Annotated in this window: 16 protein-coding genes; 6 read left to right on the forward strand and 10 right to left on the reverse strand. The window is 70.8% G+C overall.

All coding sequences use genetic code 11. The features are described from left to right. Window positions 1–23: 23 nt before the first annotated feature. Entirely contained in the window at window positions 24–764 is a 741-nt protein-coding gene (locus Afe05nite_RS25930) for an SDR family oxidoreductase (protein WP_203819817.1), read from the reverse strand. A gap of 23 nt (window positions 765–787) precedes the next feature. On the opposite strand from Afe05nite_RS25930, the gene Afe05nite_RS25935 reads away from it, so the two are divergent. Further along, window positions 788–1,369 carry a TetR/AcrR family transcriptional regulator gene (locus tag Afe05nite_RS25935; protein ID WP_239118193.1) on the forward strand — a complete coding sequence of 194 codons (582 nt, stop codon included), beginning with the start codon at window positions 788–790 and terminating at the stop codon, window positions 1,367–1,369. Window positions 1,370–1,449: 80 nt separating this feature from the next. Here the strand turns inward: Afe05nite_RS25935 and Afe05nite_RS25940 are convergent, their stop codons facing one another. Genes Afe05nite_RS25940 through Afe05nite_RS25950 form a run of 3 tightly spaced genes read right to left on the reverse strand, consistent with a single transcriptional unit; the run spans window position 1,450 to window position 4,097 of the window. Beyond that, complete coding sequence (locus Afe05nite_RS25940; protein WP_203819818.1) at window positions 1,450–1,950, reverse strand: mycothiol transferase; 501 nt, start codon at window positions 1,948–1,950, stop codon at window positions 1,450–1,452. Between the two features lie 3 nt (window positions 1,951–1,953). Then, the gene (locus Afe05nite_RS25945) at window positions 1,954–2,721 is read right to left on the reverse strand and encodes a hypothetical protein (protein ID WP_203819819.1); all 768 of its coding nucleotides are present in this window, start codon (window positions 2,719–2,721) and stop codon (window positions 1,954–1,956) included. Next, window positions 2,718–4,097: an MFS transporter gene (locus tag Afe05nite_RS25950; RefSeq protein ID WP_203819820.1), complete on the reverse strand. Its 1,380-nt coding sequence runs from the start codon at window positions 4,095–4,097 to the stop codon at window positions 2,718–2,720. Before Afe05nite_RS25950 ends, Afe05nite_RS25945 begins: the two co-directional genes overlap by 4 nt. A 199-nt stretch (window positions 4,098–4,296) precedes the next feature. Here Afe05nite_RS25950 and Afe05nite_RS25955 point away from each other — a divergent pair, with 199 nt between their 5' ends. From Afe05nite_RS25955 to Afe05nite_RS25965, 3 genes are all read left to right on the forward strand, one after another. Then, on the forward strand, window positions 4,297–5,061 hold the full coding sequence (locus Afe05nite_RS25955; protein ID WP_203819821.1) for a tyrosine-protein phosphatase: 765 nt from the start codon (window positions 4,297–4,299) through the stop codon (window positions 5,059–5,061). 61 nt (window positions 5,062–5,122) lie between these two features. Beyond that, window positions 5,123–7,123: an NAD-dependent DNA ligase LigA gene (gene ligA / locus Afe05nite_RS25960; protein ID WP_203819822.1), complete on the forward strand. Its 2,001-nt coding sequence runs from the start codon at window positions 5,123–5,125 to the stop codon at window positions 7,121–7,123. Between the two features lie 14 nt (window positions 7,124–7,137). Next, window positions 7,138–7,419, forward strand: coding sequence for an SDR family oxidoreductase (locus Afe05nite_RS25965; RefSeq protein ID WP_275407510.1), 282 nt, complete (start codon window positions 7,138–7,140; stop codon window positions 7,417–7,419). A gap of 13 nt (window positions 7,420–7,432) precedes the next feature. On the opposite strand, the gene Afe05nite_RS25970 is transcribed toward Afe05nite_RS25965, so the two are convergent. The 5 genes from Afe05nite_RS25970 to Afe05nite_RS25990 form a co-directional block, all read right to left on the reverse strand. Next, a complete protein-coding gene (locus tag Afe05nite_RS25970) occupies window positions 7,433–8,164 on the reverse strand; it encodes a class I SAM-dependent DNA methyltransferase (RefSeq protein WP_203819823.1) in 732 nt (243 codons plus the stop codon). A 37-nt stretch (window positions 8,165–8,201) separates the two neighbouring features. Beyond that, the gene (locus Afe05nite_RS25975) at window positions 8,202–8,483 is read right to left on the reverse strand and encodes a Fic family protein (RefSeq protein WP_203819824.1); all 282 of its coding nucleotides are present in this window, start codon (window positions 8,481–8,483) and stop codon (window positions 8,202–8,204) included. 555 nt (window positions 8,484–9,038) lie between these two features. Then, window positions 9,039–10,649: a S9 family peptidase gene (locus Afe05nite_RS25980; RefSeq protein ID WP_239118195.1), complete on the reverse strand. Its 1,611-nt coding sequence runs from the start codon at window positions 10,647–10,649 to the stop codon at window positions 9,039–9,041. A gap of 131 nt (window positions 10,650–10,780) precedes the next feature. Further along, window positions 10,781–12,553: an N-acetylglutaminylglutamine amidotransferase gene (locus Afe05nite_RS25985; protein ID WP_203819826.1), complete on the reverse strand. Its 1,773-nt coding sequence runs from the start codon at window positions 12,551–12,553 to the stop codon at window positions 10,781–10,783. Between the two features lie 15 nt (window positions 12,554–12,568). Beyond that, on the reverse strand, window positions 12,569–15,151 hold the full coding sequence (locus Afe05nite_RS25990; protein ID WP_203819827.1) for a carboxylate--amine ligase/circularly permuted type 2 ATP-grasp protein: 2,583 nt from the start codon (window positions 15,149–15,151) through the stop codon (window positions 12,569–12,571). A 195-nt stretch (window positions 15,152–15,346) separates the two neighbouring features. Here Afe05nite_RS25990 and Afe05nite_RS25995 point away from each other — a divergent pair, with 195 nt between their 5' ends. Together Afe05nite_RS25995 and Afe05nite_RS26000 are read left to right on the forward strand one after the other, a co-directional pair. After that, the gene (locus Afe05nite_RS25995; RefSeq protein WP_203819828.1) at window positions 15,347–16,420 is read left to right on the forward strand and encodes an NAD-dependent epimerase/dehydratase family protein; all 1,074 of its coding nucleotides are present in this window, start codon (window positions 15,347–15,349) and stop codon (window positions 16,418–16,420) included. A gap of 327 nt (window positions 16,421–16,747) precedes the next feature. Beyond that, the gene (locus tag Afe05nite_RS26000) at window positions 16,748–18,835 is read left to right on the forward strand and encodes a bifunctional SulP family inorganic anion transporter/carbonic anhydrase (RefSeq protein ID WP_203819829.1); all 2,088 of its coding nucleotides are present in this window, start codon (window positions 16,748–16,750) and stop codon (window positions 18,833–18,835) included. On the opposite strand, the gene Afe05nite_RS26005 is transcribed toward Afe05nite_RS26000, so the two are convergent. Beyond that, window positions 18,815–19,639: an SDR family oxidoreductase gene (locus tag Afe05nite_RS26005; protein ID WP_239118196.1), complete on the reverse strand. Its 825-nt coding sequence runs from the start codon at window positions 19,637–19,639 to the stop codon at window positions 18,815–18,817. The two genes, Afe05nite_RS26000 and Afe05nite_RS26005, sit on opposite strands and share 21 nt — an antisense overlap. Between the last annotated feature and the right edge of the window lie 142 nt (window positions 19,640–19,781).

The raw sequence follows: 19,781 nt of genomic DNA on the forward strand, positions 1-19,781 counted from the left end.
GATCAACATCGTAGTACCCCGGCTCAGCCCTGCCGGGTGGGCCGGATGGTCAGGTCGCCGATCTCGACGTCGTCGGGCTGGTCGATGGCGAAGGCGATGGCCCGGGCCACCGCCACCGGGTCGATGCCGAGCTCGGCCATGCTGCGCCGGACCTCCTCGCGTACGGCCGGGTCGTCGACGGCGGTGTCGATGAGCTCGGTACGCACATAGCCGGGGGAGATCGACGTGGTGCGCAGGACGCCGTCGGTGTTCTCCTGGCGCAGCGCCTCCAGGAAGGTGCGGACCGCGTTCTTGGTGCCGGCGTACACCGCCTGGGTGGGAACGATCTTCAACCCCGACGTCGACACGACCGTGACCAGGTGGCCGCGACCCTGCCGGTGGAACGTCGGCAGAGCCGCGGCGATCCCGTTCAGGATGCCCTTGACGTTGACGTCCACCATCGCCGACCAGCCCGCCACGTCGAGCTCGGCCATGAGGCCGATCCGGGTGATGCCGGCGTTGCCGACAAGCACGTCCAGCCGGCCGAAGCGCTCGACGGCGGTGTCGACGAGCGCCCTGAGATCGGCGGGCTCGGTCACGTCGACCCGGATGGCGGCCGCGGTGCCGCCGTCCGCCGCGATCTCGGCGACCAGCTTGTCGAGTCGTTCGGTGCGCCGCGCGCCGAGCACGACGATCGCACCGAGGGAAGCGAGGTGGCGAGCTGTCGCCTCGCCGATGCCACTGCTCGCGCCGGTGATGGCGACGACCTTGTGGGCGATGGGCATAGCGGTCCTCCTAGAGTGGACACATGTCCGGTTACCCCGACAAGCATAGCGGACACATGTCCGCTTATCCGCCCCGGCGAGCTGACGCCCAACTGAACCGGGATCGGATCGTCCAGAAGGCCCGCGAGATGGTGCGTGAACCGGGCGAGCTCAAGCTCAACGCGGTCGCCAAGGCGTGCGGCATCGGCCAAGGCACTCTCTACCGGCACTTCCCGACCCGGGAGGACCTGCTGGCCGAGGTCTACCGCCACGAGGTCGACGAACTGGTCGCCGCCGCCCCGCTGCTCCTGGCGCGACACCAGCCGGTGGAGGCGCTCGCGGCCTGGTTCGACCGGGTGGCCGCCTACGCCCGGGTGAAACGCGACGTGTTCGCGGCCGTCGAGGCGGGCACCTGGCGTGACCTGGCCGCGCACAGCCTCGGCCCGATCGGCGAGGCGGTCGAACTGCTGCTGAGCGCCGGGCGTGCGGCCGGCCGCATCCGCCCCGACGCCGAGGCCCGCGACGTCATCGTGCTGATCAGCTGGCTGTCCCGGCTCGACGACGCCGAGCTGGACGCCCGCGGGGCACGGCTGCTCGCCATCCTCGTCGACGGCCTTCGCGCATGACGACGGCGGGCGTCGACAGCCTTCGCGCACGGAAAAGGCGGGCACGCGGCCGGGGCCGCGTACCCGCCTGATCAACGCACTCAGAGCAGGCCGCGGATGTAGGCCGCCTGGCCCGCGTGCTGCGCGTCGTCGTCGTAGACGCTGATCAGCCGGACCCCCAGGGTGACCGGCGGATCCCAGGCCTTGTCGACGACCCGGTCCAGGTCGGCGTCGGTGAGGCCGCTGATGAACTCCATCGTGCGGTCGTGCACCGAGCGGTAGTAGTCCTCCAGCACCTGGGCGCTCTCCGGGAGCACCGCCGCCACCTCCTCGGCCGAGTGACCGTAACCGGTGTCCGAGTCGTCGGCGGGCAGACCGAAGCGCTGCGCCCAGCCCCCGGTCGGATAGATCTGGCCGGTGCCGATCAGATCGGCCACGTGGTCGTCCTGCACCCGGGTCGCGTGCCAGATGAGCCACGCGATCGTGTTGGCGCCGGGAGCCGGAGCCCACCGCAGCTGATCGGCTGTCAGGCCGTGCACGGCGGTGTGAACCAGCTCGGGCAGGCGCCCGAAGGCGTCGGCCAGAATGTCCTTGGCGTCCATTCCCTACTCCGTCCCACTCGGGTTCTGCGTGTCCGCGCGCTGCGTGTCCGATTTCCCGGTACCCGCGGAGTCGCCGGTGCCGGTGCCGGACTTGGTGTCGCCGGCCGTGCCGTCGCCGGTTCCGGTGTCACTCGGCGCGGAGTCGGTGCCGGTCTGACCGCCGTCGCCGGTGGGGGACTGGGTGATCGGCAGGTCACCGGTCGGTGTGCTGCTCGGCTGATCGGGGTTGGGGGTGGTCGCGTTGTCGGTAGGCGCCGTCGACCCGGAGGGCGCCGGCGTCGGGTTCGTCGCCGGTTCCTTCGCTCCGCCGCTCTTGTCGGTGAACAAGCTGGTCAACGTGGCCCGGTCGCCGTTGCCGCCGCGGGTCGCGTCGGCGATCGACCGGCCCGCCACCAGCTCGGCGGCCGTCAGTGCCCCCATGGCCAGGACGAACAGTGCCCCGGCCACCATCGCGACCCGCTTCCAGCGGATCCGGCTAGGCGTGGACGGCTGCGACGGCTTCTCCTCCACCGCCGCCTCGACGGGCGGTGTGCCCACGGCTGCCGGCGCGAGGAACGTGCCCTCGATCTTCTTGCGGCCACGGTCGATCGAACGGTGGTAGATCTCCGTTCCCACCGAGCCGATCAGACTTGCCACCGCTGCGCCCGCGAGCGTGCCCGCCACGCCCAGGAACGACCCGATGACGGCCGCCGACACCGCTGCCAGCACACCGGCAATGGTCTTCGGGATGTCGATGCCGGACCAGATCCGGTCCGGTGCGTGCTCGGTCATGTCCTCCTCTGTCCTGTGGCCTCTACTCGGTTCTCCTCGACAAGGCTCCTAGCCTTTACCGCACGGCTCTTCGCTAAACCCCGACGCTCCGCCAGCACCACCCGCAAGGGGCGGACCACCACCCCTTCGGACTCCAGATGGAGCCGGGCCAGCCTGCGGTTACGTACGATGCCGAGCACCCCGACGAAGATCACGAGATACTGGACGGACATCGCGATCTTGAAGTCGGTGATGTCGTAGTCGGCCCGCCCGCCGGTGCGCCAGTCGAGGATGAGCCCGATCAACTCGATGCTGACGAGCGAGGCGACGAAGCCGCCTACGTTGACGACGCCGGTCGCGGTGCCGAGCCGGTTGGCCGGATTGAACGTACGCGCGTAATCGAACCCGATCATCGAGCCCGGACCGCCGAGCCCGAGCGCCAGCACCAGAAGCACCAGCACCGGCATCGGCGCGTGACCCGGCCAGGCCAGCACCAGGCCCCAGCCGATCGCGTTGATGGCGACGATGCCGAGCACGAGATAGGAGCGGCGCAGCGGGTAACGCTGCACGAGCATCCCGATGATCGGCCCGGCCGCCATGCCCACCAGCACGAACAGCGTGAGCAGGGCGCTCGCGGTCGGCCGGGCCAGGCCCTCGCCGGCGATCAGGAACGGGAAGCCCCACATCAGCGCGAACACCGTACCGGTGAACTGGGTGGTGAAATGGCTCCACAGCCCGAGCCGGGTGCCGGGGTGCCGCCACGCGCCGGCCAGATCGGTGCCGAGCTGGCGCACGGTGACCGGCGCGCCGCTGGAGATCTTGCGCGCCGGCGTGTCCCGCATCGCGGCGAACGCGACGATCGAGACGAAGACCCCGGCGCCGGCCGCGCCGAAGAACGCGGTGGTCCAGCCCGGACCGGCGAGCAACGCGGCGAGGGGTACGGCCGAGAGCACCTGCCCGGCCTGGCCGACGATCCCGGTCAACTGGGTCAGCACCGGCACCCGGCGGGCCGGGAACCAGCGCGGCACGAGGCGCAGCACACTGATGAACGTCATCGCGTCACCCGCGCCGACCAGGATGCGAGCGATCACCGCGCCCTCGACGCCGTGCGTGGTCGCCATCAGCCCCTGCCCGGCCGCCATGATCAGACCACCGCTGACCACCAGCCGCAACGAGCCGAACCGGTCGAGCAACAGTCCGACCGGCACCTGAAGACCGGCATAGACCAGCAGCTGAAGTACGGCGAACGAGGCCAGCGCGCCCGCCCCGACGTGGAACCGGTTCTGCGCGTCGAGCCCGGCCACGCCCAGCGACGTCCGGTGGAGCACGGCCACGACGTAGGCGGTGAGGCCCGCAGCCCACACCGCCCAGGCCCGCCAGCCGGGTCGCATGGACATGTCCTACCTTCCGCTCGCTCCTCACCCACGTACGGAAGCAAGCCTTCTCTTCCCGGGGTGGCCGGAACAACGAAACGGGGCCAAGGCCACACGTGCCCCTGGTCACCCCCGATCGAGTGACCGCCCGGCCGGCGCCGGGCCGGGCCCCTGGACGCGGCTGCGGCTTGACATTCCCGGTGGAGGCCCCACGGTTACCGGCATGACGATTCCGAAGGCGGGGACGGAGTGGCCGGGTGGGCGAAATGTGCGCGATCTCGGCGGCCGGGCGTTGCGCGGTGGCGGGCACACGGCTTTCGGGCGGGTGTACCGGTCCGGGGCGCCGGAGCACCTGACCGACGCGGGGTGGGCCGCGGCCAGGGCGGCCGGCGTGCGCACGGTGGTGGATCTGCGGAACGCGCCGGCCGAGACGCAGCGCACCGCGGACCACCCGGTCGTTGCCGCCGAGGCGCTGCGCGGGCTGGTCTTCGTGCCGGCGCCGACCGAGGATCCGGCCGATGCCGAGTTCCTCCGGGTGTGCGGACCCTATCTGGATCATCCGCGGTCCTGGTCCGACAACGTGCGCCTGGCCCCCGGCCGGGTCGCGGCCGCGCTGCTGGCGGTGGTGCGGGCCGACGGAGTGGTGCTCGTGCATTGCGCGGGCGGCCGTGATCGCACCGGGATGATCTCCGCGATGTTGTTGCACCTGGCCGGCGCGACCGAGGAGGCCATCATCGAGGACTACGCGGCCGGCTGGCGCGGGGCGGGCGCCTACTCGGGGCACGGATGGGTCTACGACCCCGACCGTGAGAGCTGGTTGCGGCAACGGCGCGGGCCGGTCGACGCCGAGCAGCTCGAGCGCGAGGTCGCGGCGCGGGTGCCGGCGCTGCGTGAGTGGGTGGCGACGTTCGACAGTTCGGCCCTCCTGGACTCCGCCCTCCTCGACCCGGACGACATCCGCGCTGTCCGAGCGTTGCTCGTGCCATGAGCTGCGGGGGGCTCCTGGGCGGCGCCGCAAAGTTGTCGTACCCGAGCCGTAAGTTGTCGGCATGACCGAGGATGCGCCCACCGAGACCGGTTTCGACGCTGCCGGCTTCGACGCTGCCGTCGAGCAGGCCCAGGCCGCCGCCAAGTCCTACTACGACACGGGCGACGTGCTGATCACCGACGCCGACTACGACGCGCTGCTCGATCGCATCACCGCGGCCAAGCATGCCCATCCGGATTGGGACGATCGAGGCGTCACCACCCGGGTGGCGGCCGGGGCGTCCAGCGGCGGAGATGTGCGGCACCCGGTGCCGATGATGTCGCTCGGCAAGGTCACCGGCGAGGACGAGGTCCGGGCGTTCGTGGCGAGCCTCGGCGGCGAGCCGTGCCTGGTCGAGGTGAAGCTCGACGGGCTGGCGATCCGGGTCGAATACAAAGCGGGGCGGCTCGCCCTGGCCGCGCTGCGCGGCGACGGCAGCACCGGGGAGGACGTCACCGCCCAGGTGCTGCGCGGGATCGCCGGTCTGCCGGCGCGGTTGGCCGAGGCGTGGACCGGTGAGGTCCGGGGCGAGATCTACATGACCGTCGGCGACTTCGAGACGGCCAGCGCCAACCGGGTCGCCGCCGGGGCCAAGGCGTTCATCAACTCGCGCGGGGCGGTGGCGGGATCGATCCGCAGCGTCGATCGCACCTACGAGACGCCGATGACCTTCGCGGCCTACGACATCTCCGGCGACTTCCCCGCGCACCGCGAGCGGATGGATCGCGCGGTCGAGCTCGGCTTCCCGGTGGCCGGGCAGCTCGCCACCGGCGAGGTTCAGGTGGCCGCCGACGCCGAGACGGCGCTCGCCGCCGTGGCGCGCATCGGTGAGTTGCGCCGGGGTCTGGAGTTCCCCATCGACGGCGCGGTGCTCACCGCCGATCTGGAGTCGACGCGGCGCCGGCTCGGGTCCGGCAGTCGCACCCCCTATTGGGCGGCCGCGTTCAAATATCCCGCCGACACCGGGTCGACGGTGCTGCGCGACATCGAGGTCCGGGTCGGGCGCACCGGGCGGATCTCGTTGCGGGCGGTGCTCGATCCGGTGTTCGTCGACGGCACCACGATCACCTATGCGACGCTGCACAACCCCAAGTTCGTCGAGGAGCAGGGTCTCGCGATCGGCCAGACGGTGGCCGTGTGGCGGGCCGGCGACGTCATTCCCCGGGTGACCGCGCCCATCGGCGAGCAGCCGCACGGCCTGACCCCGTGGACGCCACCCGAGACCTGCCCGCAGTGCGGTGAGCCGTGGGACAAGTCAAGCCTGCTCTGGCGCTGCCACACCGCCTCGTGCAGCGCCACCAACGCGCTCGAATACTGGTGCAGCCGCGAGGCCATGGACGTCGAGGGCGCGGGCGAGGCGCTCTGCGTCGCCCTGGTCAACGCCGGGCTCGCGACCGACGTCGCCGACCTCTACAAGCTCACCGAGGAGCAGTTGGCCGAGCTGCCGGTCGGCAACACCAAGGCCGGTGGCGTCGTGCTGCTCGGCAAACTCAACGCGGCCAAGGTCGTCGCCTCCCTCGAGCACAGCAAGACGCAGCCGTTCAACCGCGTCATCACCGGCCTGGGCATCCGGATGACCGGGCGCAGCGTCGGCCGCTGGCTGGCGGCCCGCTTCAAGACCATGGACGCCCTGCGAGCCGCCACCGTCGAAGAGATCGCCGAGATCGACAAGATGGGGCTGATCAAGGCCCAGCACGTCGTCGACGGCCTCACCGCCATGGCCGGCGTCATCGACCGGCTGGCCGCGGCCGGCGTCACCATGAGCGTGCCCGAGACCGCCGGCGACAAGCCCTTGGCGGACAAGACCTACGTCGTGAGCGGCAGTGTGCCCGGCTACACCCGCACCACCGTCAGCGAACGCATCGAACAGCTCGGCGGCCGCGCCAGCGGCAACGTCTCCGCCACCACCACCGCCCTGGTCACCGCCGAGACGACCACGGCCAAGGCGACCAAGGCGGCCAAACTCGGCATCCCGATCATCGACCCGGCCGAGTTCGCCAAGATGCTCGCCCCCACAGACTGAGCGCCCGCCGCCCGATGAAGGGTGGCCTGGTGACGCTCACCCGTTACCTGGCCGAGGAGCTCAGCCCGCGCGGCATCCGGGCCAATTCGGTCTCGCCCGGCTCGACCCGCACCCGCATCGGCGGCAACGCGTTCGAGCTCTACCCCGAGGTGATCCCCGGCCTGGCGGCGGAGACCGCGCTCGGCCGGCTGGGCGAGCCCGACGACATCGGCAAGGTCATCGCCACGTTGCTGGGCGACGAGGGTGGCTGGGTCACCGCCCAGGACATCGAGGTCTCGGGCGGCCTCAACCTCTGACGGGCCGCCCGCGTCACGGCGTCGCGGCCGGCGGCAGGCGGTAGGTGGAGACGTGTGCGGGCGAATCCGCGGTGAACGGGGCGCCGGCCCAGTCGGCGTGCCGGGACTCCAGCTCGAACCCGGCCAGCTGGGCCATCAGGTCGAGCTCGGCCGGCCAGACGTAACGGTGCGGCGACCGGAACAGCCTCGCCTGCCGCAACCCGTCGAACCAGAAGTGGTGCGAGACAAGACCTTGATTCAGTACGTCGTACGTGTGGACCAGCACGTATCCGTCCTCGGCACGATGCACCGAGCCGTCGCGGCCGGGCGGCAGCCCGCGCAGATCGGGCACGAACAGCTCGACCACGAACCGCCCGCCCGGCCCCAGATGCCGTGCCGCGTTGCGGAAGCACTCCACCTGCTCGGCCTGCGTGAGCAGATTGGAGATCGTATTGAAGACCAGATAGACCAGGGTGAACTCGCCGTCGACCCGGGTGGCGGCCATGTCCCCGATCTCGACCCGGAACGACGGCTCCTTTTCCCGCAGCCGCCCGGCCATCGCCTCGGACAGCTCGATCCCGGTGACCGGCACGCCGCGCGCGGCCAGCGGAATCCCCACCCGCCCGGTGCCGACCGCGAACTCCAGCGCCGCCCCGTCCCCGGCGAGCGCGGCAAGCCGATCCACCGCCGGATCCACCACCGACGCCGCGAACATCCCCTCGCCAGGCGTGTCGTACGTGGCGGCGGCTTCCTCGTCCCAGAGCATGCCGCCGACCCTACGGCCGGGCCTCATCGACGGCACCCTATATATGGGCCGCGGCCAGTTGATGCGCCGAACCACCGGCTCCGGGACGCGCGTTCTCGGCCTTGCTGAGTTCGGACCAGTCGAGCTGGAAGCCGGCGGCAGCGCTCAGCTGCCGCAGAAAAGCGCGCAGGGCGCGGCCATTGCCTTCATGGAACGGGTGCATCGAGTTGAGCTCCCCGTAGAAGTGGGCGAGGCTCGACAGTAAGGTCTCCCGATCGAGGCCGACGAGGTATCCCTCTTCGGCGAGTTCGGACAGGACGGCGCCGACCCGGTCGTCCACGAAACGCTATTTCTTCGGCGATGAGATCGTCGGCGGAGACAAGGCCCGAAGCTACGTCGCGAAGTCGGTCCTGCCACTCGTCGTCGAACTCCACACCTTCGAGAGCCGCGTTGGCGGTGGCAAGGGCGACCGCAGTCTCGGGGTCGGTCAACTGGCGCGAGTAATACCGTTTCATGAGGTCGGTGCTGAGCTTCGCGGAGGAAGACGCCGAGTCGGGAGGCGCGGCCCGGGGCAGCACGCCAGGGCAGTTCGCTGTGAGTCCTGCGGGACATTTCGACAGCGGAGAACTTGCCGTATTCGGCAGTGACCCGATCCACCGTCTCCAGCTGTGCCGGCGTCAGCCGGGCCGGATCTCCACCGATAAAGCACCGGGACGACGGGACCTTGCCGCCAAGCCTCGATATCTTCGTCGAACATCGGAACGCCATGACGCGCGAGGTGTCAACCCTGGCAGTAGTAAACGAGCTTCATGGTGGTGAGGCGCCCGACGCGGCCGATCAGCCCTTTGAACCGGATCCGGCGCCTGCCCGGGTCTGGTTCGAAGCCGACGCGGGGCTACAAGAGATATTTGCTGAGCCAGTCGATGGTCTCCTGGAGGTAGTCGGCCCGGGACTGCTGGTTGAGCAGTTGGTGGCCCTCGTCGGGGAACAGCAGATAGCGGTGTGGGATCTCGCGTGCTGACAGGGCGGCCGCGACCTGGGCTGATTCGATCACCGGGACGTTGGTGTCGTTCTCGCCGTGGATCAGCATCAGGGGTGCGCGCAGGTCGTCGATGCGGGTCATCGGGGACAGGTCGGCGAGCAGGGCGGCGTCGGTTTTCGGGTCGCCGTACTTGGAGACGGCGGCCGCGGCGATCCAGGGCTCGGTGTGCTCGTAGAAGGTCGCGAAGTCGGACATGCCGCACACGTCGATGCCGGCCCGGAACAGGTCGGGGAACCAGGTCAGGGCGATCAGCGTGAGGTAGCCGCCGTAGGACCGGCCCATGCAACCGATGCGGGCGGGATCGGCGACGCCGGAGAACACCAGGAAGCGTACGGACGAGCGCACGTCCTCGATCCCGGCGTAGCGCAGCCGGCCGTTGTCGGCGTTGACGAACGACCGTCCGAAGCCCGACGACCCGCGTACGTTCGGGGCGAACACCGCGATCCCGCGCGCGACCAGGGCCTGGAACAGGGGGCCGTGCCGGGGCCGCTCCTGGTCCTCGGGCCCGCCGTGGAACCAGAGGACGGTCGGGAACGGGCCGTCGCCGGCCGGGCGGAAGAGCCATCCGCTCAGCCCCAGCTCGTCGTGCGCGGAGTAGAACTCGAGGGTCGGCTCGACCGCGTCGGGGGCGGCCGGCGCCACCGACACCGGTTGCACGGCCCCGTCGGCGTAGACCCAGATGCCGCTGGGCTGTCCCGGCTTTTCCGCGGCGAAGCCGAGGGTCCGTCCGTCGGCGCTCCAGGTGAGGTCGGCGGCGACCAGTCCGGGCATCGGCACCGTCTCGCGGCCCTCGTCGCTGAGCGAGATCACCTCGATGGAGGAGGTGCCGCCCCAGACGTTCCAGAGCACGGCCACGCGGGAGCCGTCGGGCGCGAGGGCGAACGATTCCACCTCGGCCCGGTCGGAGGCGGCGAGCAGGCGGCCGGTGGTGACGAGCCGGGGCAACTCGTCGACCTCGGAGCGCATGATGATCCCGTCCGGGCCGAAGACGGCCTGCTCGCCGATCGCGACGAACCGGTCGGTGCCGGTGGCGAGGGAGCGTTCGACGACGTGGCGGGAGCCCCGGGGGCCCATTCGGAGCAGTGCCGTGCCGTCGAAGAAGTCGAGCAGGGTGATCAGCTCACCGGTGCCGACGACGGTGCGGGTGCCCGACGCCGGCTCGATGAGCAGGGCGGTGGTCAGGTTCTCGGTGACGACCAGCTGGGACCGGCCGGGCAGCCACCGCATGTTGTCGGCGGCGTCAGTGCCGAAGCCGGCCACCTGGTGCAGGCCGGAGCCGTCCGGCCGGACCAGCCACACCTCGTGGCGGGGTCCGCCGCCGGGGGCGGACAGGCAGGCGAGCCACCCGCCGCCGGTCGACCACAGCACCTGGGCGACCGGGGCGTCTCCGGTGTCCACCCGGAACGCCATTCCGGTGCCGACCTGCTGCACCCACACCTGCGGCCGGCCCCCGCGGTCGGACACATAGGCGCAATGTCCACCGTCCGGCGAGAGCGCGGGTGAGAAGCTGCCACCCGCCTCCGTCGGTAGACTTTCCGCCCAGCTCGTCGGCAGTACGCTGGCGTCCACTGGCCCTCTCGAATCCACTGGCCCTCTCAAATCCCCTTGTCCTGCAACCACATCTCCAGCAGGGCGAGCTGCCACAGCTGGTTCGCGCCGAGTGTCGTACGCGGCGTGTTGGGATCGGCGAGCAGCCGATCGACGTACTCCGGGCGGAACAGGCCCCGCGCCCGCGCCGCCGGTGCGAAAAGCGCGTCCCGCACCTTGTCGAGCATCGGTCCTTCGAGGTGCCGGATGCCAGGTACCGGGAAGTAGCCCTTCGTCCGGTCGATCACCTCATCGGGAACGACGCCGCGGGCCGCCTCCTTGAGCACTCCTTTGCCGCCGTTGGCGAGCTTCAGGTCGGGCGGGCAGGCCGCGGCCAGCTCGACGAGTTCGTGGTCGAGGAACGGCACGCGCGCCTCGAGCCCCCACGCCATGGTCATGTTGTCGACCCGCTTGACCGGGTCGTCGACGAGCATCACCTGCGAGTCCAGGCGGAGCGCGGCGTCGACGGCGGTGTCGGCGCCGGGCCGGCCGAAGCTCGCCGCGACGAACTCGCGACTGACGTCGCTCGCCATCAGCCAGTCGGGGCTGAGCTGTTGCGCGAGTTGCGCATGCGGCCGGTCGAAGAACTCGGCGGCGTACGCGTCGACCGCCCCGGACAGCGGCACGTCGGCGAGTGGCGGATACCAGCTGTAGCCCGCCAGGATCTCATCCGCCCCCTGCCCTGATTGTACGACTTTAACCGACTTCGACACATCTTCACTGAGCAGGTTGAACGCGATGCAGTCGTGACTGACCATCGGCTCGCTCATCGCCGCGACGGTGCGGTCGACCGCCGGCAGGAAACGATCCTTGCCGATCCGGATCTGGTGGTGCACGGTGTCGAACTGCTTCGCGACGATGTCGGAGTAGGCGAACTCGTCACCGCTCTCGCCGCCCGCCGCCTCGAACCCGATGCTGAACGTGGTCAGCCCACGCTGCCCCTGCTCGGCCAGCAGCGCCACGATATAGCTGGAGTCGATCCCGCCGGACAGCAGCACCCCGACCGGCACGTCGGCGACCATCCGCCGTTCCACCGCCACCCGCAGCTTCTCGTGCAGTGCCGCCGCCCACTCCGCCCGCGACAACGAGAGATGCCGGGTGAACGACGCCTCCCAGTACACGGTGTCGGTGAACCGGCCGTCCCGCTGATAGACCCGGACCGTCGCCGGGGACAGCTTCCGGATCCCGTTGACGATGGTGTGCGGGGCCGGCACGACCGAGTGGAACGTCATGTAGTGCTGAAGGGCCACCCGGTCGATGGAGGTGTCCACGTCACCGGCGGCGAGCAGGGCCGGCAGTGTCGACGCGAAGCGCACCCGCCCGCCGGTGGCGGAGTAGTAGAGCGGCTTGATGCCGAGCCGGTCCCGGGCGATCGTCACCTCGCCGGTGGCGTGCGACACGATCGCGAACGCGAACATGCCGAGGAAGCGCTTGACGCAGTCGGCGCCCCACCGGTGGAACGCCTTGATGATCACTTCGGTGTCGGACGTCGAGAAGAACCGGTAACCGGCCCCCTCGAGCTCACGTCGCAGCTCCTGATAGTTGTAGATGCAACCGTTGAAGACCAGCGTCAGGCCGAGCTCCGGGTCGATCATCGGCTGTGCGCCGGCGTCCGACAGATCGATGATCTTCAGGCGGCGATGACCCAGCGCGACCGGCCCCGAGGACCAGAGTCCGGAGCCGTCCGGCCCGCGCGACTCCATGCTGGGCAACATCCGCCGGACGGCCTCCTCATCCGCTGCGTTCCCGTCGAACCGGAGCTCACCGGCGATCCCGCACATGCGTCCTCCCCAACTTCACGACAACAACCAGGTGTCCTTGGAACCGCCGCCCCGCGACGAGTTGACAATCATGCTTCCGGCCGGCGCGACCCGGGTGAGGGCGGCCGGTGCCACCACCGACGGCGAGCCGGTACCGGTGAAGACGAAGGCGCGCAGGTCGACGTGCCGGGGTGTGAGCTGGCTCCCGTCGAAGACCGGCGCGGTCGACAGCCGCACCAACTCCTGGGCGACCCAGCGGTGCGGCGCCGTCCGGATCTGCTTGCGCACCGCGGCGATCTCCTCGGCCGAGGCGTGCGGGCCGATCAGGATGCGGTCCCCGCCGTACCCGTCGACCGGCTTGCAGACCAGCTCGTCCAGGCGGTCCAGGACGACCGCGAGCTGGTCGGGCAGCCCGCACAGATAGGTCGGCACGTCGGCCAGCAGCGGCTTCTCACCCAGGTAGTACTCGATCAGCCGGGGCACGTAGGCGTACACCGCCTTGTCGTCGCCGATGCCGTTGCCCATCGCGTTGGCCAGCACGATGGTGTCCGCGTGCAACGCGGCCACCAGGCTCGGCCCGAGCGGCATGCCGTCCGCGCCGGGCGCGTGCATCAGCGTGTCCTCGTCCATCCGGAGGTAGATCACGTCGACCCGGTAACGCTTGCCGTCGCGCAGCCGGTAGACGACGGTGTCGTCGACGAACAGCTCGGTGCTGCGGATGACCGGCACGCCCATCTCCTCGGCGAGCATCCGGTGCTCGAACCAGGCCGAGTCGTCCGGGCCGGTGCTGAGCACGACCACGTTCGGGTCTCCGCCGGCGGCCGGGCGGGCCGACTCGCGCAGGGCGCGCAGCAGCAGCGCCGGCGTCTCCTCGACGGAGATCAGGCCGGTCGGTTGCGGCAGCTCCGGCAGGACGCTCGCGGCGAGGCGGCGGTTCTGCATGGCGTACGCGATACCCGACGGCACCCGCAGGTTGTCCTCCAGCACGCACCACTGACCGTCCACGTCCCGCACCAGGTCGACGCCGGCCACCTGGGCCCGCACCCCCTGGTGCGCGATCAGGGCGCCGCTCGGCCGCAGCTCGGGCGAACCGTCGATGACCCATTCCGGGATGATTCCGTCGTGGACGGCCGCGCGTTCGCCGTACACGTCATTGACGAACCGATCGAGTGCCCGCACCCGCTGCACCAGCCCCGCGCCGAGCTTGCGCCAGTCCTCGGCGGGCACCACGCGCGGCACCAGGTCGAACGGGAACAGCCTGGTCGCGGCCTCACCGGCAACGCTGAACGTGACACCCCGGGCGCGTTGCTCGTCATCCTTGGTGTCCTCGCGCCGCCGCAGACCGGCCGAGCCGAGAGCGGTCAGAACATTCAGGACGCCGGTGTACGCGGGGGCGACCTCGCCGTCCGGGAAGGCTTCGTCGCCCTCCACCGCGTACGGGAAAAGGCCCGCCGGCACCACCTGGCCGACCGGCCCGATGCCGGTCGCCCCGCCGCGCGTGTCCGCCACGACCAGATCGACCACGTCGGAGATCCGGCCCCGCCGCGACATCGCCCGGCGCTGGCGGGCGGCCGAGCTGCCCCGGCTGAGCGCCCGCACCGACAGGTCGAAGACCTGATCCCAGTCACCCAGCTCCTCGAGCTGCGGCCGGAGCTCGCCGACCAGCGCCTCCACCGCCGCCGCGGCCGGGATCGGCGAGGGGGAGCGGGGCAGGTCGAGCAGCTCACCCTCGAGCCCGGACCGGGCGGCCCGCCACATCGCGGCCCGGTGCAGCGGCGGTCGGCTGACCGGCAGCGGCCGACCGGCTCGATGCTCCTCGCGGGCGCGCAGGGCAAGAGCGCGGAAAAGACCGGCGATGAGTACGACCGTGTCCACGTCCGGCGACGAGTCGGTGACCCGCAGCTCCACCGTCGGCACATGGGCCGACGGGCGGACGTCGAAATAGACCATCTTGGGGTCGGTGATCGTGCCCGACGCGATCAGGTCGGCGACCAGGGCGTCGTGCTCGGCGGCCGAATGCAGCACGCCCGGGTCGCCGGCGGTCGGCCAGCGCATCCAGACCAGCGACCGCACACTCGCGTAACCGGAGTCCTCACCCATCCAGTACGGCGAGCTGGCCGACACGGCGAGCAGCACCGGCAGAATCGGCATCACCCGCTGCGCCACCGCGACCGCCTCGTCCCGGTCCGGGATGCCGACGTGCACCTGAGCGCCACAGATCAGCTGCTCCCGGGCGAGTAGCTGATAGTCGTCGAGCATCCGGCGGTAACGCGACGTGGGCGTCACCGGGAGTGACTCCAGGTCGACGAGCGGAACGGTGCCGGTGGCGGCCAGGCCGAGCCCCATCGACTCGGCGACCGTGATCGCGGTCCGCCGCCGCCCGACGATCCCGTCCCGCAGATCGTCGAGCGTCGCGGCCACCGGCGTGTTCGTCTCCACCACCGAGCGGTGCAGCTCGGCCGAGAAGTGGTCCGGGTCGAGCCGGGCGAGAATCTCCGGCGCGCGCGGTACGAGCTCGCGGGTGGCCAGGTCGACGACGTGCAGCTCCTCCTCGACACCGAGCGTGAGGTCCGGGGGCGCGGCGGTGGTGCCCGCCGCGACCGGGAGTGACTCCGTCATGTAGACCGCCTAGTTCGTGTTGATGGCTGTCCCTCTGCCCGGAGCCTCGCCATCGGATGTGCCGAACACATGACGTGCCCATTTCACGCGTGGACCATTCATGACGTCGCCAACACACCCGCCCGCCAACCGGGGCCTTCGGCAACACCCTGTAACCTCGGCCCCGTTCCCGACCCAGCACGTGCGGAGGTCTTGATGAGCGGCAGTGTGGTCGTGGTCACCGGTTCGGCCGGCCTGATCGGCTCCGAGTCGGTGCGGCACTTCGCCGGGCTCGGCATGGACGTCGTCGGTGTCGACAACGACATGCGTGGCTACTTCTTCGGCAAGGACGGCTCCACCAAGTGGAACCTGGACCGGCTGACGAAGGAGGTGGGGGACCGTTACACCCACCACAACATCGACATCCGCGACCGCGACGGCCTGCAGAAGTTGTTCGCCGGCCTCGGCAAGAGCGTGGCGCTGGTCATCCACTGCGCCGCCCAGCCGTCACACGACTGGGCCGCCAAGGAACCGTTCACCGACTTCGACGTCAACGCCGTCGGCACCCTCAACATGCTCGAGGCCGTCCGGCAGAACTGCCCCGACGTCCCGTTCATCTTCACCTCCACCAACAAGGTCTACGGCGACCTGCCCAACTCGCTGCCGCTGATCGAGCAGGAGACCCGCTGGGAGCTGCCCGAGGACCACAAGTGGTACGGCGGCATCGACGAGACCATGTCGATCGACCAGAGCCTGCACTCCGTCTTCGGCGCCAGCAAGGTCGCCGCCGACGTCATGGTCCAGGAGTACGGCCGCTACTTCGCCATGCCCACCTCGGTCTTCCGCGGCGGCACCCTCACCGGCCCCGGCCACTCCGCCGCCGAACTGCACGGCTTCCTGGCGTACGTGATGCGCTGCGTGATGGAGCGGCGGGTTTATCACATTTACGGCTACAAGGGCAAAATGGTCAGAGATGCCATCCACTCGCATGACTTGGTGTCAGCGTTCGAGGCGTTTTACCGGGCTCCGCGAGTCGCCGAGGTCTACAACATGGGCGGCGGCCGCTTCTCCAACTGCTCCCACATCGAGGCCTTCAAGATCGCCGAGGAGATCACCGGCATCGAGGCGCGCACCGACTACGTCGACCAGAACCGGGTCGGCGATCACCAGTGGTGGATCAGCAGCACTACCCGTTTCGAGGAGCACTACCCGGACTGGAAACTGACCTACGACGTCCCCGCCATCCTCCGCGAGATGTACGAGGCCAACCAGGATCTCTGGAAGAGCTAGCCTTTTCGGCCTCTTTGCCTCTTTGCCCCTTTGCAACGCTCGCCGGTCGTGGTGACCCTTTTCCGCGGGAGCTGCGACCTAGGCGGCGGGCTGGCCGGGCGGCGGGCTGGGCGGGGTTACGGGCCAGGCCCGGCGGGTGCTGGCGCGGGGAGGCGCTGCGTGCCGCGCGAAGGGGGAGGGCGGGGTCTGCGCCGGCTCGGCGTGTGCCGCCCCCGGAGGTGGGACGCGCGAGGGCCTGGCTGGGTGGCGGGCGGGAGTTTGCTGTGGCTTGGCTGAGGAACCACGAGTCGGGCCGGTGGCCGGGCGGGCTTCCGTTACTTTTCGGACATGTCCGTCATGAGGGTTCTACGGCATGATGTTCCGGCGTCGATCGTGGTGTTCCTGATCGCGATCCCATTATCGCTCGGGATCGCGGCGGCGTCCGGGGCGCCGTTGCTCTCCGGGCTGATAGCGGCGGTCGTGGGTGGCCTGGTGGCCGGTGCGTTCAGTGGGGCTCCGTTGCAGGTCAGCGGGCCGGCGGCGGGCCTGACCGTGATCGTGGCGGGCACCATCGCCACGTTCGGCCTGGCCGGTACGGCGGCGATCGTGGCGGTCGCGGGCCTGGTCCAGATCGTGCTTGGCGTTTCCCGTCTCGGCCGGGCCGCGCTCGCCCTGTCGCCCGCGGTGGTGCACGGCATGCTGGCCGGGATCGGCCTGGTCATCGCGCTCAGTCAGGTGCACGTGTTGCTCGGCGGCGACGCGCAGAGTTCCGCCTGGCAGAACCTGCGGGATCTGCCCACCCAGGTCGTGGGCCACCATGGTGTCTCGATGGCGCTGGGGGCCGCGACCATCGCCGTACTCCTGCTGTGGCCCCGGATGAAACGCCTGGCCATGGTCCCGGCGGCGCTTGTCGCCGTGGTCGCGGTGACCGTGGTGGCCACCGTCACCGGAGCTGACGTGGAACGCGTCGACCTGCCCGACGAGCCCCTGTCCGCCCTGATCCGGCCCGCCTGGCCGGACGCCCCGCTGTGGGAGATCGGCGTCGCGGTCGCCACCATCGCCCTGGTCGCGAGCGTCGAGTCGCTGCTGTCCGCGGTGGCCGTGGACCGCCTGCACGACGGCCCCCGCGCCGACCTCAACCGGGAACTGGTCGCTCAGGGCGCCGCCAACACGGTCTCCGGCCTGCTCGGTGGCCTGCCCGTGACCGGCGTGATCGTGCGCAGCTCGGCCAACGTGGCAGCGGGCGCCCGCACCCGCGCCTCGGCCGTCCTGCACGGTGTCTGGATCGTCGTGGTGGTGCTGCTCGGGGCCGCCCTGCTCGAGGCCATTCCGCTCGCGGTGCTGGCCGCGGTGCTCGTCGTGGTCGGGTTGCGGCTGATCAGCCTGGCCCAGATCCGCACCTACGCCCGGCACCGCGAACTGCCCACCTATCTGGTCACGGCGGTCGGGGTGGTCGCCACCGACCTGCTCACCGGGGTGGCCGCCGGGCTCGCCTGCGCCGTGCTGCTCATGCTGTGGCGGCTGGCGCGCTGTGACATCCGCGTCTCGCCGGCCTGGACCGTGACGATCACCGGCACGCTCGCGTTCGTCGGTTCCGGCCGGCTCGCGCGGTCGCTGGCCACGCTGCCGCCGGGGGAGCACGTCACCGTCGAGCTGCACCTCGACTACCTCGACCACGGCGCGTTCCAGGTGATCGAGGACTGGCGGGAGGCGTACCTCAAGAGCGGCGGATCGGTCGACGTGCGAGAGACCCACGACGGTTGGTTCGCGCGCGCGACGGGCGGGCGCCTCGGCGCCGGGAAGAGCACGCCGCGGCGGTTCGGTTCGTGGTCGCAGTGGCAGGACCTGGACCGGCAGCGGCGGGACGCGATGGAGGCCGGGATCCACGAGTTCGAACGCAGCGTCGCCCCGCTCGTCCGGCCGCACCTCGCCGACCTGGCCCGCGACGGTCAGCAGCCGGAGCAGCTCTTCATCACCTGCGCCGACTCCCGCCTGGTGCCCAACCTGATCACCACCAGCGGCCCGGGCGACCTGTTCTGCGTGCGCAACATCGGCAACGTGGTGCCACCGCAGGGCGGCTCCGACTCGTCGGTCGGAGCCGCCATCGAGTACGCCGTGACGGTTCTGGGCGTCCGGACGATCACGGTGTGCGGCCACTCGGGCTGCGGCGCCGTACGCGCGATGATGGCCGGCGGCAACACCGGCGACCTGGGCCGCTGGCTGACCGGGTCGGCCACCGACTTCACCGGGTCGACCGACGAGCTGGCGTGCATCACCGCGAACGTCACCCGCCAGCTCGCCAACCTGCGCACCTATCCCGTGGTGCGGGACGCCGAGGAGGCCGGCGAGCTGGCCCTCGCCGGGATGTACTTCGACCTGGCCGAAGCGAAGATGTACGCGATCGACAGCCTGGGCCTACGCCCGGTCGCCGCTTGAGAGCAACTCCCGGAGCGACGTGGCCGGGCGGCCGATGAGCGTCTCCACATCGCTGGAGACGTGCGCCAGCTCCCCGGCCGCGATCGCGGTGTAGGTGCTGACCCACGCGTCGACCTGCCACTTGGGCGCCTGGTAGTGCTCCCGGGAGGCGTACGCCTCGGCAAGGCTCTCGTCGTGGTAGCGCACCGGCTTGCCGGTCGCCTCCCCGACGATCGCGGCGGCTTCGGCCAGGCTGATCGCTTCCGGCCCGGTCATCTCGTACGTCTTCCCGGCGTGCCCGGCCGGCTCCCGCAGCACCGCCACGATCGCGTCGGCGATGTCGTCCTGCGCGACGACGGCCGCCCGCCCGTCGCCCGCCGGCCCGCGGATGACCCCGTCCTCGCCGACCAGGAACGGCAGGAAGTCGGCGTAGAGGTTGTCCCGCAGGAAGGTGTAGTCGATCCCGCGGTCCCGGATGTGCTTCTCGGTGTGCCAGTGGTCGCGGGCGAGCGTGAAGGTGGCATCGGGTGCCGCGCCGGCGAACGACGTGTAGACCAGGTGCCCGACCCCGGCCGCCTTGGCCGCGTCGACGAAGCTGCGATGCTGCGCCACCCGGTCGGGGGTCTCCGCCCCCGACACCATGAGCACGGTCTCGGCCCCGTCGAGGGCGCGACGCACGCTTTCCCCGTCGGCATAGTCGGCGACCGCGACGTCGGCGCCCTGCGGGGCCCGGGACGCGTCCCGCACGAGGAGTCGGGGCCGCCCACCGATCCGTTGGGCAACCCGGCCGCCGAGGCGCCCGGTGGCCCCCGAAATAACGATCATTCCCATCCCCCCTTTCTACGCCGGCGGCGAGCTTCTCCTCCGTCGAGGTGGATTGAATCCAGGTAGATGGCATCTACCTCACGGGCTCTGGGCGGGCGCCTGTTCATCGGCCGGCGAGCTGAGCTGGCTCTCCTGCGCCGGT

Source organism: Paractinoplanes ferrugineus (assembly GCF_016862195.1).
GTDB classification, from domain to species: domain Bacteria; phylum Actinomycetota; class Actinomycetes; order Mycobacteriales; family Micromonosporaceae; genus Actinoplanes; species Actinoplanes ferrugineus.

Bases quoted from the DNA above. Each gene is read 5' to 3' on its own strand.
- Afe05nite_RS25930 (WP_203819817.1), bottom strand. From the start codon at position 764: ATGCCCATCGCCCACAAGGTCGTCGCCATCACCGGCGCGAGCAGTGGC.
- Afe05nite_RS25935 (WP_239118193.1), top strand. From the start codon at position 788: ATGTCCGGTTACCCCGACAAGCATAGCGGACACATGTCCGCTTATCCG.
- Afe05nite_RS25940 (WP_203819818.1), bottom strand. From the start codon at position 1,950: ATGGACGCCAAGGACATTCTGGCCGACGCCTTCGGGCGCCTGCCCGAG.
- Afe05nite_RS25945 (WP_203819819.1), bottom strand. From the start codon at position 2,721: ATGACCGAGCACGCACCGGACCGGATCTGGTCCGGCATCGACATCCCG.
- Afe05nite_RS25950 (WP_203819820.1), bottom strand. From the start codon at position 4,097: ATGTCCATGCGACCCGGCTGGCGGGCCTGGGCGGTGTGGGCTGCGGGC.
- Afe05nite_RS25955 (WP_203819821.1), top strand. From the start codon at position 4,297: ATGACGATTCCGAAGGCGGGGACGGAGTGGCCGGGTGGGCGAAATGTG.
- ligA (WP_203819822.1), top strand. From the start codon at position 5,123: ATGACCGAGGATGCGCCCACCGAGACCGGTTTCGACGCTGCCGGCTTC.
- Afe05nite_RS25965 (WP_275407510.1), top strand. From the start codon at position 7,138: ATGAAGGGTGGCCTGGTGACGCTCACCCGTTACCTGGCCGAGGAGCTC.
- Afe05nite_RS25970 (WP_203819823.1), bottom strand. From the start codon at position 8,164: ATGCTCTGGGACGAGGAAGCCGCCGCCACGTACGACACGCCTGGCGAG.
- Afe05nite_RS25985 (WP_203819826.1), bottom strand. From the start codon at position 12,553: ATGTGCGGGATCGCCGGTGAGCTCCGGTTCGACGGGAACGCAGCGGAT.
- Afe05nite_RS25990 (WP_203819827.1), bottom strand. From the start codon at position 15,151: ATGACGGAGTCACTCCCGGTCGCGGCGGGCACCACCGCCGCGCCCCCG.
- Afe05nite_RS25995 (WP_203819828.1), top strand. From the start codon at position 15,347: ATGAGCGGCAGTGTGGTCGTGGTCACCGGTTCGGCCGGCCTGATCGGC.
- Afe05nite_RS26000 (WP_203819829.1), top strand. From the start codon at position 16,748: ATGTCCGTCATGAGGGTTCTACGGCATGATGTTCCGGCGTCGATCGTG.
- Afe05nite_RS26005 (WP_239118196.1), bottom strand. From the start codon at position 19,639: ATGATCGTTATTTCGGGGGCCACCGGGCGCCTCGGCGGCCGGGTTGCC.